The organism is Pseudomonas synxantha BG33R (assembly GCF_000263715.2).
Classification (GTDB): Bacteria; Pseudomonadota; Gammaproteobacteria; order Pseudomonadales; family Pseudomonadaceae; genus Aquipseudomonas; species Aquipseudomonas synxantha_A.
Map to the genome: position 1 here is coordinate 745,551 of NZ_CM001514.1, position 13,432 is coordinate 758,982.

11 protein-coding genes are annotated in these 13,432 nt (G+C 61.1%); 4 read left to right on the top strand and 7 right to left on the bottom strand.

The genetic code is table 11. The features are described from left to right. Positions 1-126: 126 nt before the first annotated feature. The 7 genes from PSEBG33_RS23720 to PSEBG33_RS23690 all read right to left on the bottom strand — a co-directional run bounded on the left by PSEBG33_RS23720 (position 127) and on the right by PSEBG33_RS23690 (position 8,811). Positions 127-1,353: a DUF3426 domain-containing protein gene (locus tag PSEBG33_RS23720; RefSeq protein WP_005784393.1), complete on the bottom strand. Its 1,227-nt coding sequence runs from the start codon at positions 1,351-1,353 to the stop codon at positions 127-129. Positions 1,354-1,383: 30 nt separating this feature from the next. Next, the gene (gene prmA, locus PSEBG33_RS23715; RefSeq protein ID WP_005784395.1) at positions 1,384-2,262 is read right to left on the bottom strand and encodes a 50S ribosomal protein L11 methyltransferase; all 879 of its coding nucleotides are present in this window, start codon (positions 2,260-2,262) and stop codon (positions 1,384-1,386) included. Between the two features lie 276 nt (positions 2,263-2,538). Next, positions 2,539-3,900, bottom strand: a complete 1,362-nt coding sequence (gene accC / locus PSEBG33_RS23710) for an acetyl-CoA carboxylase biotin carboxylase subunit (RefSeq protein ID WP_003188188.1) — start codon at positions 3,898-3,900, stop codon at positions 2,539-2,541. 17 nt (positions 3,901-3,917) lie between these two features. After that, positions 3,918-4,382 (bottom strand): acetyl-CoA carboxylase biotin carboxyl carrier protein, encoded by a 465-nt coding sequence (gene accB / locus PSEBG33_RS23705; RefSeq protein ID WP_005784398.1) that lies wholly within the window; start codon positions 4,380-4,382, stop codon positions 3,918-3,920. Between the two features lie 24 nt (positions 4,383-4,406). Continuing rightward, positions 4,407-4,862 carry a type II 3-dehydroquinate dehydratase gene (gene aroQ, locus PSEBG33_RS23700; RefSeq protein ID WP_005784399.1) on the bottom strand — a complete coding sequence of 152 codons (456 nt, stop codon included), beginning with the start codon at positions 4,860-4,862 and terminating at the stop codon, positions 4,407-4,409. Between the two features lie 263 nt (positions 4,863-5,125). After that, on the bottom strand, positions 5,126-7,087 hold the full coding sequence (locus PSEBG33_RS23695; protein WP_005784401.1) for a methyl-accepting chemotaxis protein: 1,962 nt from the start codon (positions 7,085-7,087) through the stop codon (positions 5,126-5,128). 53 nt (positions 7,088-7,140) lie between these two features. After that, positions 7,141-8,811 carry a response regulator gene (locus tag PSEBG33_RS23690; protein WP_005784403.1) on the bottom strand — a complete coding sequence of 557 codons (1,671 nt, stop codon included), beginning with the start codon at positions 8,809-8,811 and terminating at the stop codon, positions 7,141-7,143. A gap of 298 nt (positions 8,812-9,109) precedes the next feature. Between PSEBG33_RS23690 and PSEBG33_RS23685 the strand changes: the two genes are divergently transcribed. From PSEBG33_RS23685 to speA, 4 genes are all read left to right on the top strand, one after another. Further along, on the top strand, positions 9,110-10,177 hold the full coding sequence (locus tag PSEBG33_RS23685; protein WP_003188197.1) for a DUF2333 family protein: 1,068 nt from the start codon (positions 9,110-9,112) through the stop codon (positions 10,175-10,177). 2 nt (positions 10,178-10,179) lie between these two features. After that, on the top strand, positions 10,180-10,716 hold the full coding sequence (locus PSEBG33_RS23680) for an NUDIX hydrolase (protein ID WP_005784406.1): 537 nt from the start codon (positions 10,180-10,182) through the stop codon (positions 10,714-10,716). Between the two features lie 182 nt (positions 10,717-10,898). After that, positions 10,899-11,270, top strand: a complete 372-nt coding sequence (locus tag PSEBG33_RS23675; RefSeq protein ID WP_005784408.1) for a translation initiation factor Sui1 — start codon at positions 10,899-10,901, stop codon at positions 11,268-11,270. Positions 11,271-11,412: 142 nt separating this feature from the next. Further along, positions 11,413-13,326 (top strand): arginine decarboxylase, encoded by a 1,914-nt coding sequence (gene speA, locus PSEBG33_RS23670; protein ID WP_005784410.1) that lies wholly within the window; start codon positions 11,413-11,415, stop codon positions 13,324-13,326. Positions 13,327-13,432 lie beyond the last annotated feature (106 nt).

A 13,432-nucleotide genomic window follows, 5' to 3' on the forward strand; every position in this document is an offset into this window, starting at 1 on the left:
CGCTCTCGATGACGGGTTAAAGGCTGAATTGGATAAAATCTGAACAGTTATTTTTTTATCGCCACCGGTTTGGTTGACGTCGGTCAAGTCAATAATCCGCCGTCAAACCTCTTCGGGTGTGCCGTTTCACTCGGGCGAGTGGAAGCTCAGGCTGTAGTTCACGGCTTTGTTGCCGGGATCAAGGATGTCGAGGGAAATGTGGATCGGTGTCTGCGAAGGCATTTCGCTGACGCCAGCCAACTCGCCGCTCAGATATTCGGCGGGTTTGAAGCGACGACTGGCGATCAGGCTGCCGTTCAAATCTGCAAAACGCAGTTCCAGCAGCGGGAACGGCTGGGAAAAGGTTGCGCGGTTGTAGAGGATTGCATCCACCACCAGCGCACCGGCGAACTCCGGATGGCTGCGTACCACCAGGTTGCTGCTCTTGATATGGGCGATATCGACCCGCGATGGCACGGTGCAACCCAATTTCGGGCACAGCTGCTGGAACCACGGACGGTAGGCGTCCTGACGGGCCAGTTCGTCGAATTGGTAGGCGATGTACTGGCCTGCCAGGCCGGCGGCGGCAATCAGTACCAGCAGGATCCAGATCAGGCGGCGGCCCCAGCCCGACGGACGTTTCTGTGCATAGAGGTGCAGCGGGTCGTCTTCAAGGTCCTGAAGCACGGCGTCGTGAGCGTTGGCCTCGGTGCGTGGGCGTTTACGCCGTGATTGCGGGCGTTCATCGGCTTCTTCTGCCGCTGGGGTCAGGGGCGTGAAGGGCGGGTCGGGCTCGTCGTCATGCAGGGGAGAGAGCGGGGTTGGCTCGTCGTCGATGGTTTCGCTGTGCAGCGACATGGACGGTTCGGTGCGCTGCCGGGTATTGCTTGGTTCAGGCTCGTCTTCGTCGCTGTCTGCGCGCTCTTGCGCGGGCTCGCTGAACAGGCTGGCGGCCCATTGTTCTTCCTCGGCCTTGACCGTGTCGCGGCTGGCGCTGAGGGTGTCTTCCTTGTGCCGACGGTCGGTGCCGGGTTGTCGACGCTCCGCGCCCTGGGGTTGAGTGTGCTGAATCTCGCGGCGCTCGAGCTTGGCCAGTTCTTCGTCCAGGTCCAGGTTGTCCAGGTCCAGCTCCTGGGCTGTCCACTGTTTCTGGCTGATGGCTCGCGGGGGCTCAGGCGTTGGCTCAACCGCAGCGGGCACTTCAGGTTCGGCTGCCGACACTTGGGCGCGCTGCTCCAGCAACTGGCGAGCGGCATTGAACACTTGCAGGCACGAGCCGCAGCGCACCACGCCACGGGCCACGCTCAACTGAGCGTGGTTGACACGGAAGCGGGCTTGGCAATGCGGGCACTGGGTGACGAAACTGTCGGTCATGCGGCCATCCGATTCAGACAAGCGCTCATTCTAGCGCCGACGACCGCTGATGCGTACCCAGCCATCACGGTTGGCGATCGGGTCCAGCTCGAAATCCCTGGCGTAGGCCGCAGCCACGTCTTCACCTTGCTCGGCGAGGATACCCGACAGCGCCAGGCGCCCACCCGGCTTGACCAGGCTCGACAGTTGCGGTGCCAGCGACACCAGCGGCCCGGCGAGGATATTGGCGACCAGCACATCGGCCTGTACCTGGGGCAGATCTTCAGGCAGATAGAGTGGGAATTTGCCTTCAGCGATGTTATTGCGCCCGGCGTTATCGCGGGAGGCTTCCAGGGCCTGCACGTCGATATCGGTGCCCACGGCCTCCTTGGCGCCCAGCAGCAGCGCGGCAATCGCCAGGATCCCGGAGCCGCAGCCGAAGTCCAGTACGTTGCTGTCGGTCAGGTCCTGGCCGTCCAGCCATTCCAGGCACAGGGCGGTGGTGGGGTGGGTGCCGGTGCCGAACGCCAGGCCCGGGTCCAGCAGCAGGTTGACGGCGTCTGGCTCGGGAGCAGCGTGCCAGCTTGGCACGATCCACAGGCGCTGGCCGAAGCGCATGGGCTGGAAGTTATCCATCCAGCTGCGTTCCCAGTCCTGGTCTTCGATGACTTCGCTGTGATGCTCGGGCAGCGGGCCGCCGGTGAGCAGTTCCATATGGGCCAGTACGGCGGCGGCATCGGTGCCGTCTTCGAACAGGGCCAGCAGGTGGGTGTGGGACCACAGCGGCGTGGTGTTGAGTTCCGGCTCGAAGATCGGCTGGTCTTCGGCGTCCATGAAGGTCACCGACACAGCGCCCACTTCGAGGAAAGCGTCTTCGTAGGTTTCGGCTTGTTCTGGGCTGATGGCGAGACGGACTTGCAGCCAAGGCATGGCGGGCACCTTTGAAAAAATGAATGTGCAGCGAGTAGGCCGCGAAAGCGCGCAAGTTTACGCGAGCGGGCAGCAGAAGACGACATTACTGAGTGAATGCGGACCAAATGTGGGAGGGGGCTTGCTCCCGATTGCAGTGTGTCAGCCGCAGTATCTGTAACTGATCCACCGCTATCGGGAGCAAGCCCCCTCCCACATTTGGACTGTGTGCATCCTGGAAAACAGGTGTGCAGAAACAACAAAGCCGCCCGAAGGCGGCTTTGTTGGGTGGAGCACTTACTGGTTGGCCAGCTTGTGTTCCAGGTAGTGAATGTTCACACCACCTTCGCAGAAGCCCTCATCGCGAACCAGGTCCCGATGCAGCGGGATGTTGGTCTTGATGCCGTCGACCACGATTTCGTCCAGGGCGTTGCGCATACGGGCCATGGCCTCGTCGCGGGTCGCGCCCCAGGTGATCAGCTTGCCGATCAGCGAGTCGTAGTTGGACGGAACCTTGTAGCCGCTGTACAGGTGCGAATCCACACGTACGCCGTTGCCGCCGGGCGCGTGGAAGTGCTTGACCAGGCCAGGGCTTGGGATAAAGGTTTTCGGGTCTTCGGCGTTGATGCGGCACTCCAGGGAGTGGCCGTGCATCTTCACGTCGTCCTGGGTGAAGGACAGCACGTTACCGGCGGCGATGCTCAGCATCTCCTTGACGATGTCGATACCGGTGACCATCTCCGAAACCGGATGCTCTACCTGCACACGAGTGTTCATCTCGATGAAGTAGAAGCGACCGTTCTCGTAGAGGAACTCGAAGGTACCGGCGCCACGGTAGTTGATGTCGATGCACGCCTTGACGCAGCGTGCCAGGACTTCCTGGCGGGCTTTTTCATCGAGGCCCGGTGCCGGGGCTTCTTCCAACACTTTCTGGTGACGACGTTGCAGCGAGCAGTCGCGGTCGCCCAGGTGGATGGCGTGGCCCTGGCCGTCGGACAGCACCTGGACTTCCACGTGACGTGGGTTGGTCAGGTACTTCTCCAGGTAGACCATCGGGTTGCCGAACCAGGCGCCCGCTTCGGAGCGGGTCTGCTTGGCGGCTTCGATCAGGTCTTCTTCCTTGTGCACCACGCGCATACCGCGACCACCACCGCCACCGGCGGCCTTGATGATCACCGGGTAACCGACTTCGCGACCAATGCGCAGAGCGGTTTCCTCGTCTTCAGGCAGTGGGCCGTCGGAGCCTGGAACGGTCGGCACGCCCGCTGCAATCATGGCGTCCTTGGCCGAGACCTTGTCGCCCATCAGGCGAATGGTTTCGGCTTTGGGGCCGATGAAGGCAAACCCGGATTTTTCCACCTGTTCGGCGAAGTCGGCGTTTTCCGCGAGGAAGCCGTAGCCCGGGTGGATGCCATCAGCGCCGGTCACTTCTGCGGCAGCGATGATGTTCGAGACTTTCAGGTACGAGTTCGTGGCCAGTGGCGGGCCGATGCAGATGCTTTCGTCCGCCAGTTTCACGTGCATCAATTCGGTATCGGCCGTCGAGTAAACAGCGACGGTCTTGATGCCCTCTTCCTTACAGGCGCGCAGGATACGCAGCGCGATCTCGCCGCGGTTGGCGATCAGGACTTTTTGCAGTTTCTTCGCAGGTTTCAACATCGAAGGCGCTCCGCGGTTCAAACGATGGTGAACAGCGGCTGGTCGTACTCAACCGGCTGACCGTTTTCTACCAGGATGGATTCAATGACGCCGGCTTTTTCAGCGGTGATGTGGTTCATCATCTTCATCGCTTCAACGATGCAGATGGTGTCGCCCACTTTCACGGTCTTGCCCACTTCAACGAAGGCTGGCGAGGTCGGTGCCGGGGTGCGGTAGAAAGTACCGACCATTGGCGACTTGACCACGAAGCCGTTCAACGCTGGTGCGGCTGGGGCAGCAGGGGCTGCGGCAGCGACTGGAGCGGCAGCAGGGGCGGCAGCGGCAGGAGCCGGTGCTTGCATCTGCGGTGCGTAGAACTGTTGGGCCGGGGTCTTGCTGTGACGGCTGATCCGTACGGACTCTTCGCCTTCCTTGATTTCCAGCTCGTCGATACCGGATTCTTCCAGCAGTTCGATCAGTTTCTTAACTTTACGGATATCCATGAATCATCAACTCCCAAGGGTCGGTCAGGGGCGTTTAGCCTGTTCTTCAACGTGTTCCAGGGCGGCCTCCAGGGCCAGTCGGTAACCGCTGGCGCCAAGGCCGCAGATCACTCCTACCGCTACGTCGGAGAAGTAAGAGTGATGGCGGAAAGCTTCGCGTTTGTGCACGTTCGATAAATGCACTTCGATGAATGGGATGCTCACCGCCAGCAGCGCGTCACGTAATGCAACACTTGTATGCGTAAAAGCGGCGGGATTGATCAGGATGAAGTCCACGCCTTCGTGACGCGCGGCGTGGATGCGATCAATCAATTCATACTCGGCATTGCTTTGCAGGTAGAGCAGATGGTGGCCGGCTTCACGGGCCCGTCTTTCCAGGTCGAGGTTGATCTGGTCGAGGGTCACTGCCCCGTAGACGCCCGGTTCGCGGGTGCCAAGCAGGTTCAGGTTGGGTCCATGAAGAACCAGTAAGGTCGCCATCGGCTGTTCCTTGTTATTGGTAGGGGTGCGGCAGAACCCGGCGACTATGCCGCAAAGCCTTTGTGACTGTCCAGTTCTATGCAGTAGCCAGCACGATTAGCGAGGATTGCGCAAAATTTGTGACTGTGAGCCGGCATCTGGTCAGTGTGGGAGCTGGCTTGCCTGCGATGACGGTGTGTCAGTGGTGGATGAGTTGGCTGATCCTGCGCTATCGCAGGCAAGCCAGCTCCCACATTTTGGTCTTCATGGGGCATCAGATCGAGTCAGACGCGGAAGGCTTGTACGGCGGTAGTCAATTGCCCACCCAGCACCAGCAAGTGCTCACCCTGGCTACGCCCCTGCCCGATACGCAGCAGGTTGTCCTCACCTAACTGGTGAATCCGCTCACTGTTATCACGAATCTCACTCACGGCCCCGCTCTGCTGCGCGGTCACATCGGCGATGCGCACCGCGGTCTCGGAAATCGTCTGGATCGCACCGACGATTTCATCCAGCGCACCATCTGCTGTCTGGGCTTGCTGGGCGGTGGCTTCGGCGTGCTCAACCTGGGCGCGCATGCCTTGCACCGATTGGTGGGCGGCGGTTTGCAGGCCGGCGATCAGGCCCTGGATTTCGGCAGTAGCGCCAGCGGTGCGCTGCGCCAGGGAACGTACTTCATCGGCCACCACCGCGAAGCCGCGCCCGGCTTCACCGGCGCGAGCCGCCTCGATAGCGGCATTGAGCGCCAGCAAGTTGGTCTGCTCGGCAATCGAGCGAATCACGGTCAGCACGCCGCCGATGGTGGCGGATTCTTCCGCGAGTTTCTCGATCATCTGCGCATTTTGCTGCACTTCGCCCACCAGGGCGTGCAACCCGGTCAGGCTCAGGCCGATTACGCGCTGGCCTTGCTCCACAGCAAAGCCTGCACTGCGACTGGCGCCGGCAGCCTGGCTGGCATCCCCGGCCACTTGCTGGATGGTGGCTTCCAGTTCACCCAGGGAGTCACGGATCTGCGCGGTGTCGCCGGCCTGACGCTCGGCGCCGTCGTGCAGGCCGCTGCTCAGTTCGGCGAGGGTGCGGCTGCTGCCGGCCACTGCTTCGGCATTCCCGCGAATAGTGCCTACCAGGCCCACCAGATAGGCGCGCAGGCGGTTCAGGGAGGCTTCGATAGCGTGCAGTTCATGGTTGGTCTTGCCCAGGGCTATCGGCTGGCTGAAATTACCTTCGGCCCAGGTCGACAAGGCCGGTGCCAGATTGGTCAGCACCCGTGCCAGGCGCCGTTGCAGCGTGTCGATCAGCAGTGCGATCAACAGGATCAGGCCGATCATCACGCCTTGCAGCACACGCACCTCGCCCTGGATTCTGGCGTGCTGTGCACGTACTACCGGCTCCAGGCCGGCGATGGCCTGTTGCACGTTGGCGATCTTCAGGTGGGTGGCAGCGGCGAGGTCGGCGCGCTGCTGGATCTGCTCGCGGGTGCGCTGGAGTTCGGCGGGGTAGCGGGTCAACAGGCTGTTGAGCTCGCGCTTGAGGTCGACGCCGGTGTCCTGGACTGCGGTTTTTTCGGTGTTTTCCAGGCCCATCAACGCGGAGAAATCGTCAGCGTTGGATTCGGCGCTGGCCTTTACCCCAAGCAATCGCAACTGTGCCAACAGGTCGGCCTGGGTGCGCATGGTGGCAATCTCGCGCTCCACCTCGTCGGCCAGCTCGGCGCGGCCGCTGCTCACCAGCTTGTCGCGGGCCAGGGACAGTTTGCCCAGATGCTGCGAGGCGGTCAGCAGGGGAGGCAGGTAGCGTGCTGCGTCTGTGGAGTTGACGCCGCTGGCGTACTGGCTCAGTTGCTCCAGGTTTGCGCCCAGTTCACGCTCGGCCTGAACCAACAGTGCTTGCGGGTCGCCGGCCAGCTTGCCTGCAGCCAGCAGGTCGGTCTTGCTGAAGGTTTCCAGGTCCGCCAGGCTGGGGTGCAGGGTTTGCGCCAACTCGGCCGGCAATTGCGCGAGTTGCTGCAACAGGCTCTCCAGGCTTTGACTGGCGCTGCTCAGGCGCAGGGCATCGCCGCTGGCCAGGTAGTCTTCGATATTGCGCGCTGCCTGGTTTTGAAAGCCCTGGGACAGGCCCAGGTAGCGCTCCATCAATAAATAAGGCCGCTCCAGCGCCCGTTGCGACCACCACAGCGTCGCCCCGAGGGCCAGGCATACGGCCACCAGCAGAAGGGTATTGAGATTGGTCAGCAGCTTGAGGCGCATGCGGGGTTTCAACCGACGGCAAAAGATAAGTGCCTGAAGTTATTGCGCTTGCGTTACAGAGTTATGACCGATTCGGTGGATTCCGGTGAAAAGATGGCACTTTGCTTTGATGCGCGCGCGGCTTGCACGCGGTTGCGTCCGGCGTCCTTGGCAAGGTATAGCGCTTCGTCAGCCTGGGCGGCCATCGTCAGGCTGTCGCACCCGTCACACAGCTCCACCAGGCCGGCACTGAAGGTGCACCACAAATCCTGCGGTTGGGCGGGGTAGTGGATTTCTGCAAAGCGCCGCCGAATGTCGTCCAGTACCTTGCAGGCCGATTCCACGTCGGTGTCGGGCATCACGATGGCAAACTCTTCACCGCCATAACGGCCGATGTAGTCGGTCTTGCGCAGGCGCTGCTTGAGAAACAGCGCCAGGCTCTTGATCACCCGGTCGCCCATGGGGTGGCCGTGGCTGTCATTGACACGTTTGAAGTGGTCGATATCCAGCATCGCAAAGCTCAATGGCTTGTTCTCGCGGCGGGCGCGAAAGCTGCAGTCTTCGAGCAATTGCAGGATATGCGTATGGTTGTACAGCCCGGTCAGGCTGTCGCGCACCATCCGCGCCTTCAAGTTGCGCGCACGCGCGGCGCGGTTGCGCACGGTGGTGATCAGGTGGCGCGGCTTGATCGGTTTGGTCAGGAAGTCATCGCCGCCTTCGCTCATCGCGTCCAGCTGTTTGTCCAGGTCGTCTTCGGCCGACAGGTAGATGATCGGCACGCTGACGTAACGGTCGTTGTGGCGAATCACCTTGGCCAGTTCGGTGCCGGTACAGGCGGGCATATACATGTCGAGGATGATCAGGTCGGGCTGGAAATCCGCCAGTTCGGCCATGGCCTGGATCGGTTCGATCAAGGTGCGCGTGACAATCCCGGCGCTGTTGAGCAGGCGCTCGGTGTGCAGCGCCTGGGCCCGCGAGTCGTCAATGATCAGCACTTTGTACGGCTCGTACTGGGCAACGCAGGTCAGCACTTCGATCTTTTCCAGCAGGCTCGAAGCCTCCAGGGTGCCGGTCAGGAACTCCTCACCTCCGGCGCGCACGGCGGCCAGGCGCGTCGGCGTGTCGGTTTCGTGCAGGCTGAAAAACAACAGCGGCAGCTTTTGCTCCAGGCCCTCCTGGGCTTGCGCGGCGAGGGTGAGGCCCAGGCCGGGGCCGCAAAAGTCCACGTCCATGACGATGGCTGACGGCAGGCGTTCGGCCATGGCCGTGTGAAAAGCCGCGACGCTGTCCAGGGACTGGGCACTCAGGCCAAAGAATTCCAGCTGCTTGGCCAGGCGCTCGGCGCGGTCGTGGTCGGCCAGCATCACGTAGATCGGCTTGCGCATCGGTGGCAGCAGGGTTTGCTCAAGCTGGTCACCCTGACGCAGCCCGGTGCGCGACAGGCGCTGCATCAAGCGGTTGAGTTCGGTGATCAGTTGGCTGCTCAAACGGCCACGGTTTTCGTCCACCGCCTGGAGAGTTTGGCCAATATGCTGGGCCAGTTGGCGGTGTTCGGGTTGTTCAAAACGCTCGGCGAAGCGCTGCAGGCGCAGGTTGGCTTCGCTGAGTTCGGAAAAGTCGGCGTTCGACCATTCGCCGCGTTGCAGGCGCTGCCAGATCTCAAGAATTTGACGTGCCTGATGAATTACCCGCTGGGCAAAATGCTGCTTGAGACGCTCGCGGCTAGGGTCTTCTGACTCGGTCATATCCTGACTACTGTGAGGGTGCATGCTGAGGTCGACTGATGGCTCTATGCTAGCACCTCTTTTCTGTTGCATGAGTGTCATACGTCAATTAAGTCTGCGTGCCGGATATTCAGTTATTGACCCGCGGGTCGCGCAGCGTAAAAAGCGTGCATCCTTTATAGTCCAACCTTGCTTGTGCGCCACTTTCGCGTAAAAGCCCCGCAACGATGGGCACGATGGGGTAGGGTTGTGGTCGGAGTGTCTGAACGCACCCGGACAATTGACGTGCATGAACTCAAGTGATTGAAAGGATATCGCCATGCTGGACTGGAAAAACCGTGAAGGCAGTGCCAAAGGCCCCGCCCCTGAGCCCAAGTCGGCCAACCGCAGCTATTTTCGCAACTTGCTGATGAGCCGGGCTTTGCTCAGCATTATCGGCCTGTACCTGCTGGTCACCGGTGGCCTGGGTTGGTACTGGAGCCAGGAGCCGGCGCTGTTTCCGGTCCAGCAGAACGCCCAGCTTGCCGCCGAGAAGGAAGGCAAGCAGATGGTCGTGGGCTACACCACGGTCGAAACCCTCAAGACCGTGGTCGGCACCTTGCTGAACAAGCCTGGCGGCTACATCTCCAACGACCGTTTCCCGCCGGGCTTGTGGATGGACAACATGCCGAGCTGGGAATATGGCGTGCTGGTGCAGGTGCGTGACCTGACCCGCGCACTGCGCAAAGACTTCGCTCGCTCCCAGTCGCAGTCGGCTGAAGACGCGGACTTGGCCAAGGCCGAGCCGCGGTTCAACTTCGATAACAAGAGCTGGGTGCTGCCTTCGAGCGAGTCGGAATACCAGGAAGGCATCAACTCCCTGAGCCGCTACGAAGCGCGTCTGTCTGACCCGAACCAGCGCGGCGCACTGTTTTACGCGCGTGCCGACAACCTGAACAACTGGCTGGGCGATGTAGCGACCCGTCTGGGCTCGCTGTCCCAGCGCCTGTCGGCCAGCGTCGGCCGCGTCAAGCTGAACACCGCGCTCAAAACCGAGGCGCTGGCGCCGGGCGAAGTGCCGCAAGTCGATGAAGAAGTGGTGGAAACCCCATGGATGCAGATCGATAACGTGTTCTACGAAGCCCGTGGCCAGGCATGGGCCTTGTCCCATCTGCTGCGCGCTATCGAAGTCGACTTTGCCGACGTGCTGGCCAAGAAAAACGCCACCGTCAGCGTGCGCCAGATCATTCGTGAGCTGGAGGCCTCGCAGGAACCGGTGTGGAGTCCCATGATTCTTAACGGCAGTGGCTTCGGGGTACTGGCGAACCATTCGCTGGTGATGGCCAACTATATTTCCCGGGCAAACGCTGCAGTGATCGATTTGCGTCAGCTCCTCAACCAGGGTTGATGATGGACGCTACTCAAAAGGAGGCCGAACACCGTGCGGCCTCCGATGCTGAACTGATCTGCTGGGTCGACGAGCAGGACAACCTGCTCGGCCACCTGGTCAGGTCCGACCTACGCCAGCGCGGCCTGATTGGCCGTTGCACCTTTATCTTTCTGTTCAATTCCAAGGGCGAGCTGTGCGTGCATCGGCGCACCTTGAGCAAGGCCCTGTATCCGGGGTTTTGGGATACGGCGGCTGGCGGCATGGTGGCGGCGGGGGAAAGCTATGCCCTGTCGGCACAGCGGGAATTGGCCGAAGAGCTGGGCGTAAGTGGAGTGGAGTTGGTCGAGCACGATCATTTTTACTTTGAAGATGGTGACAGCCGCCTGTGGTGCACTTCCTACTCTGCCGTATGGGACGGCCCGTTGTGTTTGCAGCCTGAAGAGGTCATGGAGGCATGCTTTCTGCCCATCGAAACGGTGCTTGCCGAGGCCGAGCAAAAGCCCTATTGCCCGGATGCTCAAGAAGGTCTGCGGCGCTATCTCGCCTTACGTCGCTAAAGTTGCATAAATTGGCGCCATTTGGCTCTTAGCAACTTCGCTTTTTGCCGTTACACTGCGCGCCTTTTCACCCGAACCACATTAGCGGTTCGGTAGCGCTGCCCCTGCCTGAGTGGGGCTTCGCGGTCGGTCACCGCCCTTTGCGGCGCCGATCAGTCTTCATCCTCCCAAGAGGATTGCCGGTGGCCAAAAAAGCCGCATCCTTCGCCGCCCTTGGTGGCCTGGTATTTTCCACCGATGCAGGTCGACACTGCCCGGACTGTCGTCAGCCCGTGGATTCGTGTACCTGCAAACAGACCCTGATCCCCGAAGGCGATGGCATTGCCCGCGTACGCCGCGAGAGCAAAGGCCGTGGCGGCAAAACGGTGACCACCATCACCGGTGTGCCTCTGGCCGAAGATGCCCTCAAGGAGCTGGCCACCACGCTGAAAAAGCGCTGCGGCACCGGTGGTGCGTTGAAAGACGGGGTCATCGAGATTCAGGGTGATCACGTCGAACTGCTGTTGGCCGAGTTGATCAAGCTCGGTTACAAGGCCAAGAAGTCCGGCGGCTGAAAGCCTCTTCCCAACCTGTGGCTAAACTCTGTCCTGCGAGTGGGGTCTGACATTCTTGCAGGCAAATCGTCATTTTCATTCTTTAGACTGCGCCAGCCTCCGCTTGAGGTGGCGCCTTCGCCTTCATTTATAGGGGACTTCGATGTCCGTACGACGCACACGCAAAGACGATGGCAGCCAATGGACAGTTGCGGACAGCCGCAGTGTTTACGGGATCCGCCATTGGGGGGCCGGTTATTTCGCGATCAATGAAGCCGGTCGCGTAGAAGTCCGCCCCAACGGTCCGAACAGCACGCCGGTCGATTTGTACGAGCAGGTCGATCAACTGCGTAAAAGCGGCCTGTCGTTGCCGCTGCTGGTGCGTTTCCCCGACATTCTGCAAGACCGTGTACGCCAACTCACCGGCGCCTTCGATTCGAATATCGAACGCCTGGAGTACCAGAGCAAGTACACCGCGTTGTACCCGATCAAGGTGAACCAGCAGGAAGCGGTGATCGAGAACATCATCGCCACCCAGAACGTCTCCATCGGCCTGGAAGCAGGCTCCAAGCCCGAGCTGCTGGCCGTGTTGGCCCTGGCGCCGAAGGGTGGCACGATCGTCTGCAACGGTTACAAGGACCGCGAGTTCATCCGCCTGGCGTTGATGGGTCAGAAGCTTGGTCACAACGTATTTATCGTGATCGAGAAAGAATCCGAGGTCGGACTGGTAATCGAAGAGGCCGCCAGCCTCAAGGTCAAGCCTCAGGTGGGTCTGCGTGTGCGCCTGTCTTCCCTGGCATCGAGCAAGTGGGCAGACACCGGCGGCGAGAAATCCAAGTTCGGCTTGTCGGCGGCGCAGTTGCTGTCGGTGGTCGAGCGTTTCCGCGCGGCCGGCCTGGACCAGGGCATCCGCCTGCTGCACTTCCACATGGGTTCGCAGATCGCCAACCTGGCCGACTACCAGCACGGGTTCAAGGAAGCTATTCGTTACTACGGCGAACTGCGCAACCTCGGCCTGCCGGTGGACCACATCGACGTCGGCGGCGGCCTGGGCGTGGACTACGATGGTACCCACTCGCGTAACGCCAGCTCGATTAACTACGACATGGACGACTACGCCGGCGTGGTCGTGGGCATGCTCAAGGAATTCTGCGATGCGCAGAGCCTGCCGCACCCGAACATCTTCTCTGAAAGCGGTCGCTCCCTGACCGCCCACCACGCCATGCTGGTGGTGCAAGTCACTGACGTCGAGAAGCACAACGACGAAATCCCGACCATCGAAAACAAGGAAAGCCTGCCGGAAACCGTGCAATGGCTGGTGGACCTGCTCGGTCCGACCGACATCGAAATGGTCACCGAAACCTACTGGCGCGCCACCCACTACATGAGCGACGTGGCCACCCAGTACGCCGACGGCAAACTGACCCTGGCGGAAAAAGCCCTGGCCGAACAGTGCTACTTCGCCGTCTGCCGCCGCCTGCACAACTCGTTGAAAGCCCGCCAGCGTTCGCATCGCCAGGTGCTGGACGAACTCAACGACAAGCTGGCTGATAAGTACATCTGCAACTTCTCGGTGTTCCAGAGCCTGCCGGACACCTGGGCCATCGGCCAGGTCCTGCCGATCCTGCCGCTGCACCGTCTCGACGAAGAGCCGCTGCGCCGCGCCGTGCTGCAAGACCTGACCTGCGACTCCGACGGCAAGATCAAGCAGTACGTCGACGAGCAGAGCATCGAGACCAGCCTGCCGGTGCACGGTTTGAACGAAGGTGAGGACTACCTGTTGGGTATCTTCCTGGTCGGCGCGTATCAGGAGATCCTGGGCGACATGCACAACCTGTTCGGTGACACCGACTCGGTGAACATTTACCAGCGTGAAGACGGTTCGGTGTACAGCGCCGGGATCGAGACCCACGACACCATCGAAGACATGCTGCGCTATGTGCACTTGTCGCCGGAGGAGTTGATGACGCATTACCGCGACAAGTGTGCGAGTGCGAAGATCTCCGCGTCTGAGCGCACCCAGTTCCTGGATGCGTTGCGCCTGGGCTTGACCCGTTCTTCGTACCTGTCCTCGTAATCTATGTGGGAGGGGGCTTGCTCCCGATAGCGGTGGATCAGTCAATGAATCTGTTGACTGACACTCAGCTATCGGGAGCAAGCCCCCTCCCACATTTGGATCTGCA